General features: G+C 60.3%; 16 protein-coding genes and 3 tRNA genes. 3 read left to right on the forward strand and 16 right to left on the reverse strand.

Annotation, left to right across the window (positions count from 1 at the left end; translation table 11 throughout):
- Positions 1-421 precede the first annotated feature (421 nt).
- Entirely contained in the window at positions 422-1,900 is a 1,479-nt protein-coding gene (locus OR601_RS08445; RefSeq protein ID WP_265591720.1) for an ATP-binding cassette domain-containing protein, read from the forward strand.
- A 489-nt stretch (positions 1,901-2,389) separates the two neighbouring features.
- Here OR601_RS08445 and OR601_RS08655 read toward each other — a convergent pair whose 3' ends face one another.
- From OR601_RS08655 to purB, 10 genes are all read right to left on the reverse strand, one after another.
- Entirely contained in the window at positions 2,390-3,763 is a 1,374-nt protein-coding gene (locus OR601_RS08655) for a hypothetical protein (protein ID WP_323373076.1), read from the reverse strand.
- 477 nt (positions 3,764-4,240) lie between these two features.
- Positions 4,241-4,316 (reverse strand) — tRNA-Arg (locus OR601_RS08455).
- 182 nt (positions 4,317-4,498) lie between these two features.
- Complete coding sequence (locus OR601_RS08460; protein ID WP_136011780.1) at positions 4,499-5,110, reverse strand: DUF418 domain-containing protein; 612 nt, start codon at positions 5,108-5,110, stop codon at positions 4,499-4,501.
- A gap of 3 nt (positions 5,111-5,113) precedes the next feature.
- A complete protein-coding gene (locus OR601_RS08465) occupies positions 5,114-5,998 on the reverse strand; it encodes a phosphoribosylaminoimidazolesuccinocarboxamide synthase (protein ID WP_265591721.1) in 885 nt (294 codons plus the stop codon).
- A gap of 223 nt (positions 5,999-6,221) precedes the next feature.
- Entirely contained in the window at positions 6,222-7,775 is a 1,554-nt protein-coding gene (locus OR601_RS08470) for a sensor histidine kinase (RefSeq protein ID WP_265591722.1), read from the reverse strand.
- 17 nt (positions 7,776-7,792) lie between these two features.
- The gene (locus OR601_RS08475; RefSeq protein WP_136011778.1) at positions 7,793-8,509 is read right to left on the reverse strand and encodes a response regulator transcription factor; all 717 of its coding nucleotides are present in this window, start codon (positions 8,507-8,509) and stop codon (positions 7,793-7,795) included.
- Positions 8,510-8,720: 211 nt separating this feature from the next.
- A complete protein-coding gene (locus OR601_RS08480; protein ID WP_265591723.1) occupies positions 8,721-10,214 on the reverse strand; it encodes a Tat pathway signal protein in 1,494 nt (497 codons plus the stop codon).
- Between the two features lie 4 nt (positions 10,215-10,218).
- Positions 10,219-10,500: a TIGR03905 family TSCPD domain-containing protein gene (locus OR601_RS08485; protein ID WP_265591724.1), complete on the reverse strand. Its 282-nt coding sequence runs from the start codon at positions 10,498-10,500 to the stop codon at positions 10,219-10,221.
- A 186-nt stretch (positions 10,501-10,686) separates the two neighbouring features.
- On the reverse strand, positions 10,687-12,075 hold the full coding sequence (locus tag OR601_RS08490; RefSeq protein WP_265591725.1) for a Sapep family Mn(2+)-dependent dipeptidase: 1,389 nt from the start codon (positions 12,073-12,075) through the stop codon (positions 10,687-10,689).
- Between the two features lie 282 nt (positions 12,076-12,357).
- The gene (purB, locus tag OR601_RS08495) at positions 12,358-13,707 is read right to left on the reverse strand and encodes an adenylosuccinate lyase (RefSeq protein ID WP_265592399.1); all 1,350 of its coding nucleotides are present in this window, start codon (positions 13,705-13,707) and stop codon (positions 12,358-12,360) included.
- Between the two features lie 148 nt (positions 13,708-13,855).
- Between purB and OR601_RS08500 the strand changes: the two genes are divergently transcribed.
- Positions 13,856-14,755 carry a hypothetical protein gene (locus tag OR601_RS08500; protein ID WP_265591726.1) on the forward strand — a complete coding sequence of 300 codons (900 nt, stop codon included), beginning with the start codon at positions 13,856-13,858 and terminating at the stop codon, positions 14,753-14,755.
- Positions 14,756-14,878: 123 nt separating this feature from the next.
- On the opposite strand, the gene OR601_RS08505 is transcribed toward OR601_RS08500, so the two are convergent.
- The 4 genes from OR601_RS08505 to OR601_RS08520 form a co-directional block, all read right to left on the reverse strand.
- Positions 14,879-15,433, reverse strand: coding sequence for a hypothetical protein (locus OR601_RS08505; protein WP_136011772.1), 555 nt, complete (start codon positions 15,431-15,433; stop codon positions 14,879-14,881).
- Positions 15,434-16,112: 679 nt separating this feature from the next.
- Positions 16,113-16,188 (reverse strand) — tRNA-Lys (locus tag OR601_RS08510).
- Between the two features lie 23 nt (positions 16,189-16,211).
- A complete protein-coding gene (locus OR601_RS08515) occupies positions 16,212-17,486 on the reverse strand; it encodes an aminopeptidase (RefSeq protein ID WP_265591727.1) in 1,275 nt (424 codons plus the stop codon).
- A 207-nt stretch (positions 17,487-17,693) separates the two neighbouring features.
- Positions 17,694-18,203 carry a hypothetical protein gene (locus OR601_RS08520; protein ID WP_136011770.1) on the reverse strand — a complete coding sequence of 170 codons (510 nt, stop codon included), beginning with the start codon at positions 18,201-18,203 and terminating at the stop codon, positions 17,694-17,696.
- Between the two features lie 295 nt (positions 18,204-18,498).
- Between OR601_RS08520 and OR601_RS08525 the strand changes: the two genes are divergently transcribed.
- Positions 18,499-18,573, forward strand: a tRNA-Gly gene (locus OR601_RS08525).
- 68 nt (positions 18,574-18,641) lie between these two features.
- Here the strand turns inward: OR601_RS08525 and OR601_RS08530 are convergent.
- Positions 18,642-19,301 (reverse strand): hypothetical protein, encoded by a 660-nt coding sequence (locus tag OR601_RS08530; protein ID WP_265591728.1) that lies wholly within the window; start codon positions 19,299-19,301, stop codon positions 18,642-18,644.
- 400 nt (positions 19,302-19,701) lie between these two features.
- A complete protein-coding gene (locus OR601_RS08535) occupies positions 19,702-25,944 on the reverse strand; it encodes an isopeptide-forming domain-containing fimbrial protein (protein ID WP_265591729.1) in 6,243 nt (2,080 codons plus the stop codon).
- Between the last annotated feature and the right edge of the window lie 141 nt (positions 25,945-26,085).

The following is a 26,085-nucleotide window of genomic DNA, read 5'->3' on the forward strand; positions in this document are numbered from 1 at the left end:
TATATGTAGCTATCGCAGTTTTTCTATCTTTGTCTCATTACAATGTAACTAACGTAGCTTGTTTTTAGAGGGCGCACATCCCCTTTATCCCCCTTATTCTCCAAGCCGCTTTTGCATCCTCCCCTGCCCTCCAATCTCGAGGTCCCCTTCGCCCCACATGCACTTACGACTTCCTCACTTCAAGTGCAAACCTGCCGCCCTTGGATCGCTCTTCGCCCTCTCTCGTGTTACTCTGACTTCGCTGGGCCGAGCAGAACCTCTTCCATCCTCTCTGCAGCGCGTGTGGCGGCGCCATCGGACCCACAGAAAGGCAGAGTGCATCTTGCGCATCTTCTAGACATCCTCAGGTATCCGCCATAGATACTGCCAGCTCGTGAGCCATTTTTCGCATGAGTCAGGCAGTTCCAAGGAGTCTAGATTTATGCCTATCGTTTTATCTGACGTGACGTTTGCCTATCCCCGCGCCACCAAGCCCCTCATTCACAATCTATCTCTCACCTTCACCATCGGCTGGACCTGCCTCTTAGGCGACAACGGCTGCGGCAAAACCACGCTGGTAAAGCTCGCCGCAGGGCTGCTGGAGCCGCAGCAGGGCACCATTCAGCGCTTGGATTATGTGGCCTGGTGCCCTCAGGATCCCCAGCAGGCACCAGAGGCTCTCCTCGATTTCGCCTGCGCCTACGACCCCCTCGCCCGGAGCCTCCGCTCCCGCCTGGCCCTTCAAGACGACATGCCTTGGCGCTTCGCCCAGCTTTCCTGCGGCGAACAAAAGAAGCTCCAGGTAGCCGTCGCGCTTTGGCAACAACCCGACGCCCTCATCCTCGACGAGCCCACCAACCACATCGACCACCAGGCGCGCCGACAGCTGCTGGAAGTGCTTCAACAATTCAAGGGCACGGGTATCCTGGTGAGCCACGACCGCCAGTTGCTGGATCTTCTCGGCAACCGATGCGCTTGCTTCGAGCAGGGTCGCGTAATCTTGCGACCGGGAAACTCCTCGGTGGTGAGGGCACAGATGGAGCTAGAGCGGCGCAGTGCGGCGCATGAGCGGCAGTCGGCCACTCGGGAGCTGAATCGTCTTGCTGCCGAGAAACTCCAACGCTCCCACCAAGCAGCTGCCGCAGCGTCGAAACGCTCCAAACGCGGGCTGGACCCCAAGGATCACGATGGGCGGGCGCGCATTGGGCTGGCGATTGTCTCGGGACAGGACGGGGCTGCCGGGCGGCGGTCCAGTGCGATGGACGCTCGGCTGAAGAGGGCTCAGGAGCGCAAAGCTGCAGCTCAGGTGAGTAAGCGCTACGACGGCAACCTTTGGGTGGAGATGGAGGTGCATCCGCGCCCAGTGTTGCTTCGTTGTGGAGCGACGTCTATTGCGTGCGGCGAGGACGAGCTGGCGGTGCCTGACCTGTACGTAGGACATCACGACCATGTGGGCATGGTGGGACCGAATGGCTCGGGGAAGAGCACGTTGGTGAGATGGCTTCTGACACAGGCACCCCAGGATGTGCGAGTGCTTTATGTGCCTCAGGAGGTGGATGAAGAGGGTACTCGGAAGCTGCTGGAGCGCTTAGCCGAGCTGAGTGCAGCCGAACGCGGGCAAGTGCTCTCGGTGGTGGCACAACTTAATTCTGAGCCGGAGCGCATTTTGGAAGGGGGATCGTTGAGTCCCGGCGAGGCCCGCAAGTTGATAATCGCATTGGGCATGCTTGAGAAGCCGCAGCTACTGGTGCTGGATGAGCCAACAAATCATCTGGATTTGCATTCGGTAGAAGCGCTGGAGCGCGCACTGGCCGACTTCCCTGGCGCACTGCTTGCTGTAAGCCACGATTACGCATTCTTGGACGCTTGCTGCGAAATGCGATGGCGAGTTGAGGGTGGAGCCGTGAGGGTGAAAGCGTGAGCGATAGGTGGCGCGCTGTGAACGCGATCGCTATTGGAGGAATGAGGCTGAGTGACTGGGGTAATGAAAGTGGTTTCTACGAGATAGAAGGGATAGTCCACAGGCGGTAGAGGAGGGCCAATAAAGGGTAAATGTGCCTCAGAAAAGCATCTACTTTAGCTACATAGCATGGTAGCTAAAGTAAAAGTATAGATATAAATACCACTATCTTAGCAACGCTGTGATGTAGCTATTGAAGAAGGTTTTCTGAGGGAGCCAGACCCTAAAGTCATGGGTCCATAGGAAGGTGCTAGACCCTAAGAGCCATGGGGCCCTAGGGGTGCGCCAGACTATACCGCCCTGGGCCGTAGCTTTGTCACGGGACTAGGAGTGTTGCCTCATTTCCTCTTGTCTGGCTTGCTCTGGGCCATCCCTGCCAAGAAAAGGCCTCATCTGCAGCCATTGTGCAGATGAGGGCTCAAGGGATCCAGCAGAAGGAGTACGGAGCGCTTAGCGGGTAGCGTCCCAGACTCCCGCGCCGTTCACGTGCCAGCGGCCAATCCACCTGTTGGTGGCCATAGCGCCGGAGCCGCCCACGTAGTAGTTGCCAATCCAGCGGTTGGCCGCCATGGCGCCAGAGCCGTCCATCCAGTACCAGGCACCCCCAATCCACTGCCAGCCGGTGAGCATGGCGCCAGAGCCATTCAAGTAGTACCAGGCATTGCCTACCCAGCGCCAACCGGTAGCCATAGCGCCTGAACCGGTGAGGTAGTACCAGGTGCCTCCCACTTTCACCCAACCGGTGGCCATGGCGCCAGAGCCGTCCATCCAGTACCAGGCGCCGCCAGTGTAGATCCAGCCGGTAGCCATGGCGCCAGAATTATCCAGCCAATACCAATGGCCACCGGTATTAACCCAGCCGGTGGACCAGCCATTACCATTCCACCAGCGCCAGCGTCCTCCATCCTGACACCAATTGGGTTGGGAGGCAGCCGCAAGCTTAGCCTTAGCAGCATTGAGACGATTTTGGGCAGCCACAAGCTTATCGGCAGAGCCATTGATCTCGGGATTCTTCTCGTACTCGGCCACCAGAGCATCGAACTCAGCGGTGGTGTAGGCAGGCTTGTTGAATTCAAAGGTCTCACCATGAGTGATGGGGTATTTGTTCCCAGACACAGTATTTGTTGCAAAACCTGTGGTAAGGTAGTTCGAATTCACAATGTTGAGATAATGGCCAGTCTCTCCACCTTTTTCTGGTGCATACGTCTTGCCAGTAGAAGGATTGGTCACATTGCTGTTCTTATAGGTGGCCATTTCTTCCCAATACCAACCCTCAAAAGGATCTGCATAGCCCCAAGAGAGATTCTCACCCACTTTATAAGCTTGGGTATGACCTAAAACCACTGCAGATTTGTTGCCTTGAACAGCGGCAATGGCCATGAGCTCAGGGCTTACCTTGAACTGGCCCAGTACAGCACCAGTCTTGGGATCTGTTTTGGCCTCAGCGCGCAAACGGTTGCACTCCTTGATCCACTTAAGCGACTCTTTGAAGTTGGCCCAGGAAGTGGCGTCACCGGATGCCCCAATCTTTGTATTGGCCAAGATAGGCGACTTGGTAAGCACCTCCACGGCCTCTTTGCCACCAGCCTTGCCAGTGGACTGCATCCACTGAAAGAATGTGAGTTCGTTGATGGTGGCCTTGGCAGAGAGCGAGTTTACTTCGCTTTGAGCTGCATCTACCTCTCGCTGGGCTGCAGCTTTGATCTCTGGCTGATTTAGTGGCACATAGGCTTGTGCTGTGACAGGAACGGCCAACAGCAGGCAGGCGCACATCGCCAATAATGCGAAAGTCTTTCTGACTAGGGTTTTGCGCAAGCTAAACACAGACTTCTCTCCTCGAACTATTATTACTAATATAAATTCGAACAACGTACTCCCTTATTTATATCAGTTGATTCAGTTCTTGTTAAGCTTGATGTAATGGAGAGACTCCTTAAGGCGCAAATTCGGCTGATAGTGGGCATTCAGAAAAAACTGCGTTAGCTACATATGAATGAAACTACTAAAGAAGCATGTGTCGACACATACTTCTACCTCAGCTACATTCTAGTGTAGCTATTGAAGAAGGTTTTCTGAGTGGGCTAGACCCTAAAACCATGGAGCCATAGGAAGGTGCTAGACCCTAAAACCATGGGACCCTAGGGGTGCGCCAGACCTTTAAGGCAGCCTCTCGAGCACCCGTACTCTCACCCTCAAAAACAACCTCGCCCAAAAAACTGTCAGTCACCGCAGGCGAGACCCCACCTGCCTATACGCAAACAGCCCAGAACCCCACGCGGGCTCTGGGCTGCAATCAATTCGTGGTGCGCCTGGGCGGATTCGAACCGTCGACACCCGCTTTAGGAGAGCGGTGCTCTATCCCCTGAGCTACAGACGCATGATTGGACTATTTTAACGCATCCGGCTGGTTAAGGCACCCCCGCTCAGGCGTCCCTGCTCGCTCGAGCATCCCAGCGAGGGATGCCAGCCAACCTGCAGCGGCAGGGTTTCTCGGCAAGAAGGTGGGCATGCGGTCCTGGTGCAGCGCTCACACATGGCGGACGCGCGGGGCCAGACGTGCTATTTGGAGCCCTTCTTGCGCTCGGCTTTGGCCAGGCGCTTGGCTTCCTCGCGCTTGTAGTCCTCGTCGATGATGGCCTGCATGCGCTTTGCGGAGAGACCGGCTACCGTAGCGTCGGTGTCGCGGCGGATGGGGCGCACCTTCACCCAATCGAAGATGAACGAGCCGATGATGCACACGTAAGCCAGAATGAGGCAGACCATGGCCAACATGCCCATAGGCGAAGTGATATCTTGGGAGGCGCCGGGGAAGATGAACATGGCCAGCCAGGAGACGGCAGTGAGGGCGAGACCCGCGCCCAGGCCAACCCACCACACGCGGCGCACCTTGTTGTAGGCGGGGTTTTGGCGCAGCAGGATGTTGCTCACCACGGTGGCGCGGTCGCGGGCGTCTCGCTCGATGCGCTTTTGCTCCTTGCGCTCCTCCTTGGAGAGAGGGGCGCCGCCAGCGCGGTTCGCAGACTTGGAGCTGCTCTTCCCCGAGCCCTGAGTCACACTGCCGGCAGCAGCACGCACGGGCTTGGCGCTGGAGGAACTCTTGCGCGCCATGCCGGAGACGCTCTCGGTGCGCTGCTTGACCGAGCGCTCGTTGTTGGGATTGCGGATGGACATGTATTACTGCTCCTTCATGGGGACAAAAGCGTCGCCCGTAATCTTTTCAAACGCTTCTTTGTAGCGTTTCGAAGTGCCTTCGATGATCTGGGCAGGCAGATGAGGGGGCTCACCCTGCATGTCCCAGTTGGCCTTGAGCCAGTCGCGCACAAACTGCTTGTCATAGCTGGGCTGCACCTGGCCTTCTTGATAACCCTCTTGAGGCCAGAAGCGGCTGGAGTCCGGCGTAAGTGCCTCGTCGATGAGCACCACCTCACCGTCGATAAGGCCAAACTCGAATTTGGTGTCAGCGATGATGATGCCTTGCGTGGCTGCATAGTCTGCCGCGGCCTTATAGAGCTTAAGCGATAAATCCCGCAGTTGGGAGGCGATGTCTTCGCCCACAATCTCTACGCAGCGTTCATAAGAAATATTCTCATCATGGTCGCCGATGGCCGCTTTGGTGGACGGGGTGAACAACGGCTCGGGAAGCTTGGAGGCCTCAGTGAGGCCCTCTGGCAGAGAGATGCCGCATACGGTGCCGTCTTCGTCGTAGGTCTTCTTGCCCGAGCCGGTGAGGTAGCCGCGCACGATGCACTCGATGGGCAGCGGCTGGGCCTTCTTCACCAACATGGCGCGTCCTGCCAGGTAATCTGCGTAGGGCGCGTACTCCTCCGGGAAATCTTCCACCTGGAGGCTCACCATATGATTTGGAACGATGTCCTTGAACTTGTCAAACCAAAAGGCCGACACCCGGGTGAGCACCTCGCCCTTGGAAGGGATCTCGTCGGGCAAGATGAAGTCGAAGGCACTTACGCGGTCGCTGGCTACCATAAGCAGCGTGTCCCCGCAGTCGTAAATGTCGCGCACTTTGCCCGAAGAATCCGGTCGCTTCTCCATAGCCCCCATAGCTCTCCCCCTAATCACGTCTTGGCACAAACCGGCGCGCGGGCTCGACGCCCACGAGCGCCCCTAAGGTCCCTCTGACCCCAAAGCTCAATCATAGGCCAACGGACGCCCGCGCATTTTGGGAGGCTCCCCAAGCATTTCTGTTGCCGAGAAACCCACAACCCTCAGGGCCGGCACTCTAGTGGCGGACCCTTGGGTCCCCGTGGCTGAAGCCCAAGCGTCCTTACTCTTTGGAGGAGCGAGTGCGGCTGTTGCGGGGCTGCTCTGCAGGCAGGTGGACGGTGAAGACGGAACCGCGTCCCAGCTCGGACTTCACCTCGATGAAGCCGTTGTGCTTGGACACGATCTCCTTTACCAGCGACAGTCCCACGCCCAGGCCGCCCGAGACGCGCTCGCGGCTGGCGTCCGAGCGCCAAAAACGCGAGAATACGCGGGACAGGTCCTCCTCGGCAATGCCGATGCCGGTGTCTGCTACCGAGATGGTGATGTCTTGGCCCTCGCGGCCCACCTGTACAAAGACGTGGCCGCCCTCGGGTGTGTAGCGCATGGCATTGCTCATAAGATTGATAACGGCCTGCTTGAGCATGTCGGGGTCGGCAGCGATAGTGAGCTCTTGGGAAGAGGCGCGCTGCTCGTAGGTAAGGGTGAGGTCCTGGTCTTTGAAGAGGCCTTCCTGGCTCTCCACCAGACCGTGGACCAGCTGGCCCACATCGGTGGGCTCGAGCTTTACCGCCGTGGTGCCGTTCTCGATGCGCGACAGGCGCAGCATGGCGTCTACCAGGCGCGACAGGCGACGCACCTCGCTGGCCACCAGGCCCAGGTGCTCGTCGTCTGCAGGCAGCACGCCGTCTTGCATGGCCTCGACGTTTACCAGCATGGCCATAAGGGGCGTGCGCAGCTCATGAGCCACATCGGAGGTGAGGCGATGCTCCATCTTGAAGTCGCGCTCCATGGTGTTGGCCATGTCGTCGAAAGTCTCGCCCAGCTGGCCCAAGTCATCGTCGCCGGTGACGCCGGTGCGCGCGGTGAGGTCTCCGTTGGAGATGGCTTTGGCGGTGTTGGAGATACGCTTGATGGGGCGGGTGAGCGAGCGCGAGATGAACACGCCCATGATGCATGCCAGCGGGATGGCTGCGCAGGCAGCGGCCACGATGGCGCCATAGGAATTCTTGCGAAACACGGTGTCGCTCTTGGTGAGTAGGGCGTCTGAGCCCAAAGCCCAGACGCGCACGGTGCCCACCTGGCTGCCATTGGCCATCACCGGGGCGCTCACCACCGAGCCTGCCTGAGCAGGCGCCAACGACACCGAAGGCTCCACCTCACCGTCGCCAAAGTTGCCGCCGGCAGGCCAGGTGTCGTCATAGAGGATGATGCCCTTGGAGCTCACCAGCTGAATGCCCACGTCAGAGACCTGGGAGCTGGCCGCCTGAGCGGTATCCAGGGTCTCCTGGCCCCATCCGCCGACCTCCTCATAGGTGCGGCCCAACAGCAGCGCCGTGTTGTCTGCGGTGCGCTTCATGTTCTCGCGGGTGTAGCTTTGGAACTGGCCTTCCCACACCACGGACAGCACTACCACCAACAGGGCTGCGGTCATCACCGCAGTGAGAGCGAAGGCCAGGATGAGCTTGGAAGAAAACGACTGGGTAGAGCCGTTGTGCGCTCGAGAGGTGGACCAAGCAGCGCCCTCGCTCCCCTCCTCCGATGCGAGAGGGGAACGGTGGGGCTGCTCAGTCTCTTGAGTTGTGTAGTTGGAGTCCCGTGCAACCGGTGGCGTCACTGGCTAAGGTCCAAATCCTAGGCGTGATCCGCGGGCTTCTCGGGAGCCTCAAAGCGGTAGCCCACACCATGCACCGTGTAGAGCCACTTGGGATTGCGAGGGTCGTCGCCCAGCTTGGCGCGCAGGTTCTTTACGTGGGAGTCGATGGTGCGCTCATAGCCCTCGAAGTCGTAGCCCAGCACCTTTTCTACCAGCTCCATGCGGGTGTAGACGCGGCCGGGATAGCGGGCCAAGGTGGTGAGCAGCTTGAACTCGGAAGCGGTGAGATCCACCTCTTTGCCCTCCACCATGACCTTGTGGCCGGAGATGTCGATGACCAGATCGCCAAAGTCCAGCACCTCTACCTGAGGCTCCGGCTCCATGCGGGCGCGGCGCAAAAGGGCGCGCACGCGGGCCACCAGCTCGCGGGGAGAGAAGGGCTTGATAAGGTAGTCGTCTGCGCCCAGCTCCAAGCCGATGATGCGGTCTTCTACCTCGCCCTTGGCGGTGAGCATGATGATGGGCACGTCGGAGGTGTCGCGAATGGCGCGGCACACGCGCTCGCCGGAGAGCTTGGGCAGCATGAGGTCGAGGATGATGAGGTCAAAGGTGTGCTTCTCGAACTCCTCGACGGCCGATTGCCCGTCGCCCACCGAGCGCACCCAGTAGCCCTCGCGCTCAAGATAGGCCTGCACAGCGTCGCGAATGACCTTCTCGTCTTCTACCAACAGGATACGTTTAGCATCTGAAGCCATGACAGCCTCCCCGTTCTCAAAAGTAAGGGAAACGCCCCGAGCGGACCTCTCCACATATCTGAACATCCCTAGTTTACCCCACATGGCCCTAAGTTCATTCCAGCGGGCGCCTAACGGTTTCGCAACCTATGTGTCCCCTATTTGTAAGGAACCCCCAGGCGACCTGGCTGCCGAGAAACCCCCGCTTCCAGGGCTGAAGCCCGCTGGTGGGCTAGGAGACCTTGAAGGCTCGCACCACTACTGCCGAAGGGTAGGAGGTGGAGGGGTCTTTCACCGTGGCAAAGGTGACGAAGTCTTGGCAGGTGCCTATGCGGGCCGGATACTCACCATAGTCTACGGAGCGGTCCTCGGCTGCCAGGGTGCCATAGGTGGCATTGGCCAGATCTGCCACCACGTAGGAGGCGCGGTTCTTGACGATGAAAGTATTGACCGTGCCTGCCGGAGGCGCCGAGGGCTCGCGAGAGATGGCGACATAGCTGCCGTCGTCCTGGGCGACATAGGTGCCCATCTTGCCCAAAAGACCGCCGGACTGGTAGTTGGCCTCGATCTGGAAAGCCAGGCGCCCACCCAAAAGCACCGCGGAAAACGGCCTGATGGACTGGGGCAACACCAACTCGTCTTTGGCGGAAGCCAAGTCGTCGCTCAGGCTGTAGCTGCGGATGGCGTAGTGGACCGCGCCGTCGCGATCGTCGCGAGGCACGCAGACCAGCTGACCCTCGGACACCGTGGGAGCACAGGCGAAGCGGCCGTGGGACACGATTTTTGCCTCGCCTTTGGACTGGCCGGCCTTCCAGAGGAAGCAGGTGGAATCCTGCGAGGTCTTGGCGCCGCCGGCCACCGGCATCACATACCAGATGACCTGGTTGCCGCTGCACACCAGCTGAGGCGGGTCCCAATCTTTGTCGCCGGAATAGAGCTCCAAGGCGTTGCCGGTGAGCGCGCCGTTGGAAAAGGCGCTGCCGTAGAGGCGCCAGTCGCCGCTCACCACGTCCAACTCGACCCAGGCATAGACGGAGTCCGAGCACCTGGCCTCATAAATCACGAAATTGGCGCCGCCAGAGAGCGGCTTGTCTACCACAGTGGCAAGGCTGCCGGCTGCCACTGAAAACGCTCCTGCCGAGACCGGCGGATAGGGAGTGTCTCCCGTGAGCGTCGCCGCGATCCAGTTGCCCTCCGAAGGGTAGAGCACCGTGCCCAGCGCCACTTGCCAGCGCCCGACCTCGGCAAGGTTGGGCGCGCCCTCCACATAGGAGTAGTCGTCCATCACCTGGACGGCGTCTTTCTCATCCACCTGGGCCGGAGCCACCAGGTCTTGGGAGGCCGCGTCTTTGGCGCAACCCTGTATGGAGCTCACTACCGACCCAGCCGCAGCCAGCCCGCCCAGCCCCAGCGCGCCTTTGATGAGCGTGCGGCGGTCAAAGGAGCCGGGAGCAGGCGCGCCAGAAGGACGTGCCGAGAAAGACGGCCCCAGCGGCCTGGAAGACTGTCCCTGTGCAGCCCCTGCACGCTGAGGGCCCTGCTGCCGCTGACCGGCAGATCGCGGCGCTGCCGCAGGGCGCACTTGAGAAGCCGGGCGGAAGGTCTTAGAAGATGAAGTTGTGTGAGAGGCCCTGGGCGTGGAGCGCCGCGCTTGGGAGGCGCGAGGCCGACTGGCGACCTGACGGCCCTGCGTGCGAGGCGTGCCCTGAGATTGGCGAAAAGCCATGGACTTAAGCCTCCATGGCAGCAGCCGCTGCCTGCTCTTGGCCTTGGCGCAGGGCAGCCGCCAGCTGATCTGCGCAGGAGGTGGCCCGACGACCACAAGTGTTGCCGGCGAGGAGGGCTGCGATCTTCTCGGCAGGTTGACCGGCTACGAGCTTGGAAACGGCTTTGAGATTGCCGTTGCAACCTCCGTCGAAAGCCACAGACTCGATGGTGGAACCGTCATCAGAAAGCGAAATATGAATAGCCCGGGCGCAGACGCCGCGGGGCTTGAAGTCATAGGCGAACATACAGATAAAACCCCTTTTCGTCCTAGAGAGTATACGACGAGAAGGGGTTTTTCAGGTGACGTCCACGGTGTCTGCGCGAGGCGACCACTAATCCTACAAATACCTAGTGTCTAGTAGGTATTTAGAGCCGCCCCCTCGCTGAACCCGCGCTCCAATTGGGCGGCATCCCCGCTGGCGCCGCCGCAGCTAGAGATTCATCAGGCGGCCGATGGCATCGATGTAGATGGCCAAGGCGCGCTTGAGGGAGGCCTCGGACACGGCCTCGTTGGGACCATGCATGGAGCCGGCCCACTCAGGCTTGTTGGGGTCGTCCTCCTCGGGGCCAAAAGAGACGCCGTGGGCGAACTTGCGGGCATAGGTGCCCCCGCCCATGGTGAAGGCTTTGGCAGGGGTCCCGGTGACCTGGGAGTAGGCAGCCAGCAGAGCCTCGACCTCGGGCGATGTGGGATCCAGGTAGAAGGGCTCTTTGACGTGGGGTTTGGCGGTAGCCAGGCCGGCGCGCTCGGCGGCAGCGAAGAGCTGCGAATGAATGTGCTCGGAGGTGACAGAGGGCGGGAAGCGCACGTCCACGCTCAGGGTGAAGCGCTGGTCGCAAGTCTTAGCCACGCCGCACACCAGAGTGAGGGGGTCGAAGCGCTCGTCAGTGGCGGCCAGCCCCAGCGCGGCGCCGCTGGTGTTCATAAGGGACTGCAAGAAGCCCAGGAAGGCGCCCTGCTCGGCCTGGTCGTAGAGCTGGTTGGCCAGCAGATAGGAGGCCAGCACGCCCAGCGCGTTCACCGTGCCGGCGGGAATGGACGCATGGCCGCCCACACCCTGAGCCAGCACCTGAGTGGTGCCGTCTTCCAGGGCCCTCAGGGTAATGCCTGGAAACTCCGGGCAGTCCTCGGGCGCCTTGCGCACCACTGCGCGGGCCTCGCCAGGGATGGCGTTGTGCACCGTGCCGGCCTCCAGAGACACCAGCGTGCCGCCGGCGATGGGACCCGAGGTGAACTCGGTCACAAAGACGCCCTTCTCGCCGCAGCCCACAGGAAACTCGGCGTCAGGGGTGAACAAGAACCAAGGCTCGCCCATGCGCTCCAGGTAGGTGGGCACATCTGCCATCTCGGTCTCTTCATTGACGCCCACGATGCAGCGCAGGGTGCGCGGCAGCTTGAGGCCGCGACGCTTAAAATACTCGGCCGCCCAGAGAGACAGCACGAAGGGCCCTTTGTCGTCGATGACGCCGCGGCCCATGAGATAGCCGTCGCGGCGCTCCATCTTAAAGGGATCACCGGCCCAACCGGGGCCCGCCGGCACCACGTCCACATGGGCGATAGTGGCCAGCACCTCGTCGGAGGCGCCTGGAAGATCGGCATAGCCGATGTAGCCGTCCAGATCATGGGATTCCAGCCCTAGGCGCGACGCGATGCCCAGCGCCACGTCCAACGCCTGCCGAGGCCCAGGCCCAAAGGGACTCCCCGGCGCCGCCGCCCCTAAATCCTCCACCGAATCCACGGCTACCAGCGCCGCAATATCGTCGAGCACCTGCGGCCACACCTCGTCGATATAGCGCGCCACATCCTCAGGAATCGCCATGGTCGTCTCCCTTTCATCCTGTTGCTCAGGTGTGCCTTATGCGCCTGCTCACAACACGCAGCGCGCGCAGACCGCAACATGCGCCCGGAGGCACCCCGCAACCCTTATTCATATCCGTGGTTTTGTGCCCCACAAGAGTCCCTCTATTCGCGCGACGCCTCCAAAACTTGCTGCCGAGAAACCCTTCCTTCCCACCGGCGAGCGCCAAGGAAGGATGCACGGGTTTCTCGGCAAGGAAAGATACTGCGCGACCAGGGATCCTAGGGGATGAGGCCAGAGAAGCTAGCCCTCGAAGGAGAGGGCCTCGACTCGGTCAAAGACGCTGTCCACACGACCCAAGAAGCTGCGGGGATCGAAGATGGCGTCCAGCTGGCCTTGGGTGAGGGGGCAGCGGGGGTCGGCAATGAGCTTCTCTTCGAAGGTGGTGCCGAGCTCGCCCTGCTGGATCTCGCGCCAGGTGGCCATGGCGTTTTCCTGCACCACCTTGTAGGCATCCTCGCGGCTCATACCGGTGTCGACCAGGGCCAGAAGCACCTTGGAGGAGTAGATGAGGCCGCGGGTCTTGTTGAGGTTGGCCATCATCTGAGCCGGGTAGAGCACCAGGCCGTCCACGATGCGAATGAGGCAGGCGAGCATGTGGTCCAAGGCGATGAAGGAGTCGGCCAAAGCCACGCGCTCGGCCGAGGAGTGTGAGATGTCGCGCTCGTGCCAGAGGGCCACGTTGTCAAAGGAGACCTGGGCGTTAGCCTTGACAACGCGCGCCAAGCCGCAGACCTTCTCAACGGTGATGGGGTTACGCTTGTGAGGCATGGCGCTCGACCCCTTTTGGCCGGCGCGGAAAGGCTCCTCTACCTCGAGGGTGTCCGTGCGCTGGAGGTTGCGGATCTCGGTGGCGATGCGCTCGCAGGTGGCGGCCACACAGGCCAGGACGCCGGCCAGGTAGGCATGATGATCGCGGCTGATGACCTGGGTGGACAGCGGGTCGGCCACAAGGCCCAGCTTTTCGCACACATAGGCCTCGACGCGGGGATCGATGGATGAGTAGGTGCCCACCGCGCCGGAGATGGCTCCCACCGCCACGTTTGCCCGGGCGTCTTCCAGACGCTCCAGGTCGCGCTTGAGCTCGAAGGCCCAGCTGGCGAACTTCATGCCAAAGGTCATGGGCTCGGCATGAATGCCGTGGGTGCGGCCCACGCACAAAGTGTCGCGCTCCTCCAGCGCCCGACGGCGGCAGATCTCGCCTAAGCGGCGCACGTCGTCGATGAGGATGTCTGTGGCTTGCACCAGCTGGAAGCAGAGTGCCGTATCGCCCAGATCCGAGCTGGTCATGCCATAGTGCACATGGCGGCTGGGTTTGGGCTCGCCCTCGGGGATGTGTGCGTCGATGTGCTCGCCCATATTGGTGAGGAATGCGATGACGTCGTGGTTTGTCACCGCTTCGATAGCGTCTACCTCGTCTACGTCAAAGCCAGCATGTTCGCGGATGTAAGCCGCCTCTTCTGGAGTGATGTCGGTGGCGCCCAGCAGCGCGTGAGCCTCGCAGGCCAACACCTCGATCTCCTGCCAGATGGCGTACTTGTTTTCCAGCGAGAAGATATAACCCATCTCCGGACGGGTGTAGCGATCGATCATTGATGCGTCCTCTCTCAAACTCATCCCCTGCAGTCATGCTCTTTATTTTACAAAGCTCTCAGGTTTTAAAAAGCACGCAGCCCAGATGCCCGGCTTTTTAACGATTCATGCGCCTATGATGTATCCTGACCTCACGAGAGGAGCATCCATGGCCACACAGCACCACCTCAGCGACTACACATTGGAGCCCCTCCCCCGTCGCCCTATCTTGAGCGCCGGCATTGGCTTTTGCGCTCTGGTGATTCTGAGTCTCATTATCCTCGTCACAGCCCTTGTCTCCCCGCTCCATGAAGTCTCTGAACCCTGGGTGGCCTGCGCCTCCATGTGCCTGGCCTATTGCATCCCCTGCACCGCAGTGCTTGTCATCGTGATCATGCGCAACATCACCCTGAGCCGCAAAGTGCGCTACACCCTCGCCGTCATCTCCACCGCGGGCATCATCTTCTTTTTGACCTTCCCCCTCTTGGGCATCATCTCGCTTCCCACCAGCGACAACACCGCTGTACTCCAAACGGCTGCCACCGACATCGCCCAGCGCAGCGATTGGATCATCGTCGTCCTGGGCAGCCTCTTGGGCCTTAGCCTGCCAGTTTCTGCTTCTGCCAAAGCCGAGAAACCCGACCCCACCCCTCGCCGCACCCACTGGCTTTGGGGTCTAGGGCTTACCGGATGGATAGGAGCCTCAATCCAGTTGGCCTTTGCCATCATCAATGCAGACTCCCATACCTTGGTTATGGGGCCTGTCATCACCTTGGTCTCCCAGTCCGTGGCCTCGCCTTTGATGATCTTCAGCATAGCTGCCATCGTGAGTACCTTGGCTTGGGGCTACACCAGCTTTAACTCTCCCCGCTATCTCCCCTACGTGCTGCTTTACGGAGCTTTGGTCTTCTTTGTTGGCGGCCTAGTGGTGACTTTTGGCGAGATCCTATCGCTCTATAACCTGCCCACACTCACCTTCTCCAGCTTTCGCATCTCAAGCATCCAGGTGCTCTACAACGCCATCTTGGGCATTGTCGCCGGCGTGGGGCTAGGGACTATTAATAAATAGTCGCTCAGGATATCGCAGCCGCTCTACTAAGGACATCGCAGCCGCTATAGTTACCGCAGCCTCCCTCAGACAATCTACTTCAGTTGTTACAGAAATCATCAGCTTGTAGTTGCTGCCGGCCTACTAGCCCTCTGAAGGTGCAGGCAAAAGCCCCTTGAAGCCAAATATGCGCTGCATAAGCGACGCCGATTTAAGCCTGCCCACCAAGGCTGCTGCATTATTTGCACGCACCAAGGCATCGCGCAGAGCCTCCGAAGCCTCGCGGGAGGTCTCCCTCTCCTTGTCCAGCGTTGCCTGCTGAGACTCCAACAAGGCCGTGAGCTGGGCTATTTGAGCGTCTTTGACATCCAATTGCTCTTTGAGGGCGACGATCTGCGCCTCATAGGACTTTTTGGACTCCTCAATCCAAGAGCGATAGATAGCCGCTGTGGCCTCTAGCTGCGCATGAGCCTGTTCTTCTTGTGCCTTGACCTCTACCTCCGCTGGAGTGGGTTGGGGCTCCGCACGTTTGAGCAGCGTGTCTGCGATGAGAGAGGCAGCGTAATCATCGATATCCAGCATGCCGCGCTCGCCCTTTTTAACCACGTGCTCGCCACGAAGCCCCAGGCTATCGATGGTGCGGATCACTGTCATCTTTGAGACATTGCAACGCTCTGCGAGCTCTTTAAGGGTGGCCATGAACTACTCCTGCCGGCACGAAGGTATCAGGTTATTGTAACACTGGGCACCCGGGTTCATATCCTTGATGATAATATGTGTTACGCGCGCATATCATGGGCAAGAGCGACGATTCGACTGTGGCAGTGAGCATGGCACGAGCGCGATGTCACTGAGGTCGATATGGTGACCATATCAGATATAACTAGCTGCTGTTACGCGTATGTATGGTGCCCTGTCTGTCCTTGCTTACTGTCCTGGATGAGACGCTATGTACTTTTGTGGATGCGTAACAGGACGTTGTTGTGCGTAACGTGTTGCATATAAATTTGTAGTTGCAAGTGTGCCACAGACGTCACGGCCAGATCGTGGGGCATGGGATGCGGGCGTGCAGACTTGCGAGTCGGCAGCTGGTGGAGCCGCGAAGGATAGGTTCCGGTCCCCTCGAGATTTATGCTACATTAGCTTCATCATAAAATGTAGCTATTGTAGCTTATTTTTAGAGGGAACGAGACTCTTGCCTATCTGAAGAGCCACCCAAACACAATCCTCTCCCCTGTGCGTTTTCATCCATACAGATTTGGCCCACATATTGACCCGCATTGCCGACCATTTGATGTTCTTTTCCGACCAATTTTCCGACCATTTGGTGTCCAAAAGAAAAAGGCCACCGGCGATAAGCCGATGACCTGGTATTTCATGGTGGGCCCTGTGGGGTTCGAACCCACGACCTTGGGATTAAAAGTCCCCTGCTCTACCAGCTGAGCTAAAGGCCCAATGCACAAGCCAATAGTTTACCTCACTCCCAGGCCCATTGACCATGCACAAACACAGGTATTTCTTCCCCTTGAGCAGTGATGCCCCAAATATCGAGGTCATCGGTGCCAATCATGAAGTCCACGTGCTGGGCGCTCTGATTTACACCAGCAGCAGAAAGCTCGTCGGCGGTCATGTCAAAGCCGCCCTCGTAGCACTCGGGAAAGCCCATGCCCAGCGCTAGGTGGCAGGAAGCGTTCTCGTCGTAGAGCGTGTTGTAGAAGAGCAACCCGCTCTCGCGGATCGGAGTGTTCTTGGAGATCAGCGCACACTCTCCCAGGTAGCGAGCGCCCTTATCGGTAGAAAGAATTGACTCGAGGACCTCAGCGCCTTCGGCAGCGCCAAAGTCTTTCACCTGGCCGTCCTCGAAGCGCAGCCAGAAATCTCGTACCACGCTGCCGTTGTGCACCAGCGGCAAAGCAGAATGGACGACGCCCTGAGTGCCTAGGCGGTCGGGGGTGGTGAAGACCTCCTCGGTGGGGATGTTGGGAAAGAACCGCACGCCATCCTGAGTTGCAGCCGAGCCGCCATCCCAGAGGCCCTGAGTGCTGAGGCGTACGGTGAGGTCGGTGCCGTTGGAAGCCTTGTAGCGCAAGCCGCTGAAGCGATGGCGGTTCATGGCCTTCTTGTTCTTCTCCAGCATGGCGTTGTGGGTTTCCCAAGCGCTCTTGGGGTCGTCGGTGACGCGGGCGACATCGAGGACGGCTTCCCAAAGGGCCAGCAGAGCCTCGCGGCCAGGCAGGTCGCTGAAGACCTTTTGGGCCCACTTTTGCGTGGGCACGCCGCCGATGCACCAGGCATTCTCACCAAAGTCCAAGCCGTGGCGCCAGCGGGTGCACTGGGTGTTCACTGCGCGAGACCAAGCAGCAACCTTGGAGTGATCGATTCCCATCAAACCGTCGGGATCGTCGCCGTCGAGCCAGAGGAAGCCGGCGCCTTCAGCGGCCAAGTCATCGCGCTGGGCGCGCATCCAGTTGGGCACGGTGTCAAACCATTGGGGAGAGACGTTCTCATAGTTTAGGCGGCTTAGGGCATCGTCGGTCCAGATGCAGGTCACATGGCCGGCGCCGGCCTCATAGCCCGCAGCGGCTACCATCCGCACGAACTCATAGGCCTCCACAGGAGCGGTGACCACCAGCTCTTGGCCGGGCTGCACATTGATGCCCGTGCATACCAGAAGCTGCGCATAGCGCTCCATGCGCGGCCTGAGCGCATCAAGGCGCAGGCGAAACTCTTCTTCAGAAAGATCTCGAGCCATAGTAAAGCTTCCTCCTTCTTTCTAGGGACGCATCTGCCGCGCCACCCACTCCCAGCTTACAAGCGGCCCTCGCCAAGAGCCACGCCGCTCGCCTAAGCTCAGGAGAAATCACCATCGAATTAAGGCTGCCGAGAAACCCTTGCCCTCGCCACCTGCAGCCATGGTCGAGCTGCAGCCCATCTGTCCCAACGGTTAAGGCAACCGGTGCTAGCAGCGGAACAGGGTCTCATCGGTAGCAGAGGTATCGTCCCCTAAACAAAAGTCGATGAGTCGCACACAGTAGGGGGCTAGGGTCGAGGCCTTGGTGGCAGCCAGGCGAGGCAAAAAGAGCGTCTTTCGCCAGAAGTTGGTGTTGCGGCCCATGAGGGCTGCGGCAGCATAAAAGCTGCGCATCTCGCGGAAAGAGACGCCGCGCTGGGCGTACCACTCGTCAGCGTTGCGCACGCCGTACTCCTGGAGGAACTCCTTGGTGTCGCCGCGGGAGGCCACCGGGCACGCAGGGATCATGTAGCCCTCGTGACGGGCTACGTCCCAAATGAGCTGGTCGGCCGCAGGGTAGAACCACATCTCATCGAACAGCGCTTCTTTGAGCAACGACAGCAATGCCTCGGGAGTGATCCGGGGATCCAGGGTAAAAGTGCCGTCTTCCTGACGGTTCTCCATCAGGAGGGCGCGGATGGCCTCGGCCAGATCGCGGTTTACACGCTCTTCGCTCACAGATGACCTCCATTATTTACGACATCACCCGCAATTCACCCGCACATCTTACCCAATTTTGTTTGCCTAAACAGCCCTACAACTCTTTCACAATTTGGGGTAACAGGGCGACAGACCTCTGCCCCTAGATGCCTAACGCGAGATTCCCGTTCCATGTGCGCCTGTTTTCAAAAAACTTTGCTGGGCTCGCACCCCATGGGCCGAGAAACCCGCGGCATCCAAGCTCCGCCCTCTTGGGAAATCCCCGAAATGTGCGAGACCCACACGCTTTAAGCCGTTATAATAGTGAGCCATTGCGGGTGTCGCCAAGTGGTAAGGCCCCAGCTTCCCAAGCTGGTATCCGCGGGTTCGAATCCCGTCACCCGCTCCAGCGCATTGCATGGGCGCCGCAGCCAGATTTGCTGCGGCGCCTTTTTTGCGTCCTATGACGCCCTAAGGCTAAAAGAGCTCGTAATGCGCGAGGATATACTCATCAAAAAACGGCAGGAGCAGCCGTACGTGACCATACTCTTCACCTGAGATGACGCCTTTACGTATGAGGCGTTGCCGATAGGGATTGAACTCATTGGTGCTCATCCCTAAGATCTCACGCACCTCGGCAATTCGACCAGACTTCACCTGGGCGATGCCATAAAGCACGGTCTTGTCTTTGCGAGACAGCTCGGACCACACCTTGTCGTAGGCATATTCATCAAGGTATTGACGTGCAAGCTGCCGGCTCTTTTGTGTGTCGCCCTTATTTTCCCAGGTAAAGTAGCCAAGCACCTGGAATGCAAAGGAATAGCCTTTGGTGAGTCTCGCCAAATCCATGCTCTCTTGCCCACTCAATCCAAGGACCGCTCGATAATCCTCTGCAATGGTTCCGATATTCAACGGCCCTAGGTGAATCTTGGGAGCGCGATAAAGGAAGGTGAGACTCTTCTCGTTTTGAAGCGCACTTATATTCTCAAACAGCCCTGTCATCAGAAGATACACGGGTAGATCTTGGCGCAGAAAGATCTGGAATGCAGCGGCAAAGGCCCTCATCTGAGGGGTATTGGTAACCTCGTCAATGCTGATGAGCAGACGCTTCCCTCTTTTTTTGAGGCTAATCAGCATCTTTTGAAGGGCAGTTTCAATCTCAGTAATCGGAGCTGCACCCTTGACTTCAAGCCCAAACCCAAAAAACGAGAGATTGATTTCGGCTGACTGAAAGAGGCGTGCGAGTTCATTTTTTTACTGGTCTTTACTGGTTTCATATAAATTTACTGGTCTTTACTGGTCTGGTCAAACCTCTTGCCACTTACCCTGCTTGCTCGCCCATCTCACTCCCTGCATGGTTGCTCGCAAGGCTTGTGAGCAAGGCTTGCCGCTCATTGCCAACCGCCAAAGCTCGCGCTGCCGAGAAACCCCGCCTCCTCCACCAGGAAGAGACGGGGTTCTGGGGTGGGCGTGCGAAGCGCCCGCACAGCAGCTCGCAGGAGTGCTTCAGCCAATGGCAGCTGACGGGCGCAGTGGCTTAGCTGCGGCGACGCCACACCACCGCACCGGTGGCGGCCAACGCTGCGGCAGCCAACAGGCCTGCAGCCGGCGCCAGCCAAGTGAGGCCCTCGTCGCCGGTGCGCGGGATGACGCGCAGGCTGCCAGTGCCGTCAGCAGTGCCGTCGGCGTTGGCCGGCTCATTGCCTGTGCCGTCGCTCAGCGGAGGCGCCACAGGATCGGTGCGATCGTCGGGGTAAGCAGCAGGCGTGGGATCCAACAGGATGGAGCCTTCAAAGTCCTCAGAGGACGCCGGGGTACCGGGGTCAGGGCGTTTCTCGGTAGAGAAGATGGTGTCTGTGGTGGAATCGGAGGGTTTGACGTAGGAAGCGACGGCGTGGTTGCCAATGTCTTTGCCCTCGGCGTCGGCCATGACGGCGGCCTCGAAGGTGAGCTGCAGCGACTGGCCGCCCTTGAGCATGCCGCCAAAGACCGAGATCTTGTGGGTCTCGGCGTTGTAAGCGCTGTCAGGGACGGGCACCTGGGCGCCGTCGGGCAGCTGAAGCCTCATTGAACCAGAGACCACGGCGAGGCCAGCAGGCAGGTCGTCGGCCACTACGACGTCGTACATGCAGCAGGTCTCGGCGCCGATGTTGGCCACGGCAATGGTGTAGCCCAGGATGTCGTTCACGTGCACCTTGCCGTCCTCATGGGCGGTGAGGTTGTGGGAGACCTTGGTGACCTGGGCGTCCCCCTCCTCGGGATCTGCGGGAGCCACGGGGCCGGAGGTGCCTCCGGTTGGATCTGAGGCCGGGGCCTCGGTCTTGAAGAGCTTGTAACCCAAGGTTAGAGCGCCGATGAGCGGCGCGGCGCCACCCGGAGTATCACCGGGGCGCTCGTAGTCCACGCTGAAGACGTAGTCGGCGGGGTCGGCGATGCTCACCTGGTCCTTGGGGCCAATGGGAGTGCGGTTGCCCTCAGCGTCGACTCGCTCCAGCTTCCACTGCTGGGCAGTCACGCCGGCAGGGAGCTTGAGGCCGCGAGAGGCGGCCAGGTCCATGGCGCGGGCCAAAAGCTCGGCGCCGGTGATTGTGCCTTCGCGCACGGGCTCGGACACCTTGGTGTTGGCCTTGAAGCTGCCGGGCGTGGGCTTGTCTTCTGTGGGCTGCTCCTCCTCAGGGACGGTCTCGTCCCACACGATATGGTGGAGCGTGGCCTTGACGGTGGTGCCGTCGGCAGCTTTGAAGGTGGTGGTGAGGTGGCTCTTGCCCACCTGGGTGAGATCGGCGGCTTCGTGGCCAGTGGCCTGCGTGACAGCTTGACCCGCAGGCACTGCTACGGGATGCTCGGCATCAAGGTTCATCTCGTCAGGATCGGCCGACAGGTCATAGCCATCATCCAGCGCATGAGCCCTCAGGTGATCCAGCAGCTCGGCGCGGGTCACATAGGTAGGCGCCAGGTCATTGTCGCCATCGCCGCCAGCGGGCGTAGGATCTGCAGGCTCGCCGGTGTCGCCTGTGCCCTCGCCTTCGGGAGCCGCCTGCTTGAGAGCATCCACGCGGCGCACGTACTCGGTGTACTCCAGCTCGACGGTGGCCGGCTCCTCGTCCTGACGCTCGTCCAGCGTGGGGTCTGCCGGCGGGTTCTGCGGGTCGTCGCCGTAGGGGCCAGGCACAGGATCGGGGATCACCACGGTGATGGGCGCGGGATTGGGATCCGGGGTGGGATCATCCGGGTCCACAGGTGGGTTGTCAGGGTCATCCGGGTCATCGGGACCCACCGGATCGCGGGGGTCTTGGATGGTGTCGGAGGGCTTGGTGCCAAAGAGCCTTCCTACGTTGCGCAGGCTTTGGGGCGCGTTGTAGCTTAGGCGCTCGGGCGTGACGACAGCCTTGAAGGTCACCTGGGCGCTCTCGCCGCCGTAGAGGTGCCCTACGTTCACATAGAGCACCCGGCTGGAAGCGTTGTAGTCCACCGAGAAGTCTTCCTGGGTGAGGGTGACGTGTTTCTCGGCACCCTGGCGGCATACCACCTGGATGGAGCCAGGGATGTAGTCGATGCCCACCGGGAGCTCGTCTTTGATCACGGCGTTGTAGTAGATGGAGCCCAGCTTGTCGTTGGCGGCCGTGAGGGTGTAGGTAAGCTCGTCGCCTACCTGGACGATCTCGCGGTTAGCGCGATTGGCGGCGTTGGCGGTGGTGTTCTGCCAGGTCTTGGTGACAGAAAGCTCGCCTGCGGCGGGGTCGGGGTCTTCGGGGACGACCACCAGGTCATGGTCTCCGCCAGAGGAGCCCAGATCGCGCAGCACATAGAGGATCTTGGAGGTGACCTGAGTGCCATCGGACTGCGTCCAGGTAGCGGTCACCAGATAGGAAGCCGGCTTGTCCAGCGCGATGAACGGGTCTGCCCCGGAGAAGCCCTGCTCGTGCCAGGTCAGGCCGTCAAAGCGCTCCACCTTGAGGACCGGCGTGCCTTCGGGCGTGATGCCCGCTGCCTCTACCAGCTCTTGGGCCTGAGCCGTAAGCTCGTCGGTGCCGAGAAGCTCCCCCTCCTTGGTTGCCAGATACTTGGTGGCATCGGCCTCGGTGGAGCTTGTGCCATCAGGCAAAGTGGCCGGGAGCTCGGTGAGGGGGTCGGCGAAGGCCGCGGCAGCCGGAAGCTCCGGAGTGCCCACGGGCTTGCCGTTGACATTGTCGAAGCGGGTGTCCCAGGGGAAGTTCGCGTCGTGGGAGAAGTCGATGCCGTAGGTGCCCCAGGTGGACGAGGTGGAGCGCAAATTGGTGAGCGTGCCGTGCTCGGGCAGGATCACGTCGTTGTGTACCGTGGCTTCCAGCTCGAAGCGCACCCCCTGAGATCCATAGAGCGCAGGCAGGTTCTTCACCTGGATGGTCTGACCACCCAAAGGATTGCGGGTCACGGTGTAGTCGGTGCCTTGCGTGAGGGTTTGGCTAGCCTCGCCGGGCATGGTGACCCTGAGGGCTTCCAAGGAGGCGTCGGCGGGCACCGTGAGCTCATAGATGGGATTCTGATACATGGAGCTGGCCTTGGTGTTCGAGAACACCGTGCTGTAGCATAGCTTGTCGCCTGGGCGCACCGTACCGTCTTTTCGGGACAGATTGCGCACAGATTCGCGAGCTTCGATGGTGGGTGCTTCCTGCAAGTCGGGATAGGAGTAGATCTTGAAGCTTCGAACCGCCTCGTCATAGGCGCCTGTCTGTTTGACGGTGGCGGTGACGGTGGTGACGCCAGGGCCGTTCACTTTGATGGGAGCTCCCACCACATAGGTATTGGTGCCGGCTTGCCACTGAGTGCGGCGGTTGGTGAGCCAGTTTGGGTCAGAGCGCTCGATGGAGACCACGCCAGGGTTGGAGCTTGTGAGCTCCACCTCGCCCACCGAACTGGTGAGCAGGTAGACGCTGTGGGTCCCTTTACCCACGTAGTCGCTGGCCACCACGAACTGCTGGGCGGGATGGTCGCCGTTCTCGGCAACGTAATCGGCGTCCACCAGGTAGGTGTCCAGGGATCCGTCGGGCTTGGTGGCGGGAGTCCCGTCCTCGTTTTGCTTGACACCCAGGTAGCTCATGCGCACCTCGGGATCGGTGCTCTGGAGCGCCGTCACCTGGGCCGCCGTGTAGCTCTTGGGGTCTTTGGCGGGGTCGAAGGAGCCCTTGAGCAACGTGCTGTAGAGGGTCAGGCCGGGGTTGGCCATCTCGATCTCAACGGCCGCCGGCTCGCTGGAGCTCTCGTAGTAGTTGTGATAGGCGCTGTCCTCATAGAGAGGGGTGGTTTGGCCCTCGGCCTGCGCTGCCTGGCCGCGCTTAGGGGCGTCCGGGTTGGTCACCGAGGTGTAGCTCACCTGTACGCGATGCATGTTGTCGCTGGTGGGGCCCAATCCCCAGGACTCTAGCTGAGAACGGGTGACCTTGAAGTAGCCCACCACATGCTCGCGACCGTCGACAGCCTTGATCTGAGCCATGCCGTCGCCGGTGGCAGAAGTGCCTGCCGCATCGCCGGAAGCCGGCCTCTCCAGATGGATGACGCCGCCCAAACTCTCCCCCACCTCACGGCCGTCCAGCGACAACGTCACCTTGCCGGTGGGAGCCTTGCAGGTAGCCGCGCTCATCTGATCTGTGCCCGGGATAGTGCCGCTGGCAATGTCGAAGGGCACCACCAGGCAGTCCATAGTGGCCGTATTGAAGTCCACAGAGCTGTTGGCGCCCTGGGCCCAGGTAGGAACCGAGTACTGTTTGGTCTCGCTGCCCACAACCACATCCACAGGCGTCGCCACTTCTGTCTTTGTGACCGAGTTCACCGGCAAGATCTCTGCGTTGCCGCGAATGCGGTGGCCCCAGTAAGACTCCATGCCCGAAGTGTTGGCATATTGTTTGGAGACGATCTCTATGCGTTGGTTGCCGGAGTCTGTGGGCAGCGACGTGCCGGAGTCGAGGATGATGGGGTCGCCGTTCTTGTCCAGCTCCTCGGAGAGCTTCTGGTAGCTGTACTCAAGCGCGGTGGAATCGGTAAGCTGTTTGCCGATGAGCTCCAGGCCGTCGGTGGAGATGTAGTGGCCCTCCTCGGCCGAGAGCTCCAAGCCCGCCAAGGGCAACCCGTCGTAATGCTTGTTGAGCTTCGCAAAGTAAGCCGCCACCAGCTCGCGGGCTGCAGGGTCGAGGTGCTCGTTGTCAAGATCGATGTTCACATAACGCTTGAGGGTGGAACCCGTAGTGCCGCCAAGATCCTCCACGTAGAGAGGCTCCAGTCGCTGCTCTTTGCCGTCAGGGTCCACATAGTTCAGGCGTACCTCGATGCGGGCGGCCTTGCCGGTCTCAGGATCCTTCTTGAGATAGGCGTCAGAAAGCCACAGGTAAAGCTTGCCGTCATCGAACATGGTGGGAGCGCCGTAGCTGTGAGGCTGGCCGTTCACCAGCAGTTGCCAGCCGGAGATCTTGGAATTCTGACTGTTGAGCTCTTGGAGTTCCTTTTGCATGTCGATGGTGACCATGGTGAGCTTGGTGGTCTTGGACTCGTCAGACCAAGGGCCGTCGCCTTGGAACTTATTCATACCGGCAATGCGCATGGAACCGCCGGTGACGATCACGGTACCGCCGTTGCCGCCCAAGTCCCAACGGTTGGGCGACGTGGGCAGCAGGGTGCCTCCGGTGACCTTGATGACCTTGCCTTTGGCTCCAGGGGCAGCAGCCGAGTCACAGGCGCCGCCAAAGGCGTTGCCGTGGGTGAAGCCGCGGGCCTTGAGGAAGCCGCCGTTGATGGTGATGTTGCCGCAGGTGGAGTTGGGTGTAGTGGTGAGGGCGCTGGGTTGGCGGGGGCCGCCGTTATAGGTAGTGCCGCCCTCGAAGCGCAGCGGGGCGCCAATGCCGGCTCCATGGTAGGAACCGTAGGCGTCAATATCAGCAGCGTTGAAGAACATGTCGGTGGCACCACCACCGCATCCGGCGCCTATGCCGGCGCCGGCACTGGCATAGTAATTCCCGCTTACAGGTGCGTCGGCATCTCCCGCAGCGCCAGGATTGTCTAGGTTCACCGCAACGCCGCGCCAGGCGCAAGCCACAATGGAGCCGCCGTCGAAGACCATAAGGCCTGCATTTTCCATAGATCCCGAGCCAATGGCGGCGCAGCCATAGCCGCCGGCCACCTTGAGCACACCGGGGTTGGCAGCCGAGAGCTTGAGCAGCTCGTCGCCCACTTCCACCTTGGTACCGTTGAGCAACGTGCCGGCGGTGGCGATCTTGCCGCCGTCCACCTCCACATGGGTGCCGTCTGCCAGACGGTTGGTCACCGAGTCGTCGATGGTCAAGCTCGCCGTCTCAGCCACATGGATGCCGGCGCATTGAGTCTCCAGATGCGTACGCACGTAGTTGGTGGTGCCGTCAGCCAGCGTGATGTGCAGCGAGGAGTCGGGCCACAGGTCGATGGGCGAGTTGCGGTCGGCCGCCGTCGTGGGCGCCGAGCTCTTGCTTGTAAGGCTCAACCCCGCCAGCACGATGTTGGCGCGCACGCCACTGGCGATCTTTATGGAGCCCTGCCCCGTGCCTGAGAACGTGAGCGGCGTGCTGGTTTTCACTGTAAGTAGCAACGGCGAGGTAGACACGTCAAAGTCCACCCCTTGCTCTCCCCCGCTCACCGTGATGCCGCCAAACACCGTCACCGTGGACGCAGCCCTCGCCAGGGCCGTCACGCAGGGCTGCGGCACCGAGATCAACAGTGCCAGCAGCACTACCATCGCAGAGCGCGCCAGGTTTGACAGAGATCGTTGAAGTTTCATAAGGCCACCCCTTATACGCACAGCCAGGACAGAGCGCCTGAATTTAAGCTGATTTCATAAACGATAGCACTTATCCCCTATTTCTCTACCTGGATTGATCTCTCCTCTCCCCCGATGGAGGGTTTTCTCAACATGATTTAC

Source organism: Leptogranulimonas caecicola (genome assembly GCF_023168405.1).
Classification (GTDB): domain Bacteria; phylum Actinomycetota; class Coriobacteriia; order Coriobacteriales; family Atopobiaceae; genus Leptogranulimonas; species Leptogranulimonas caecicola.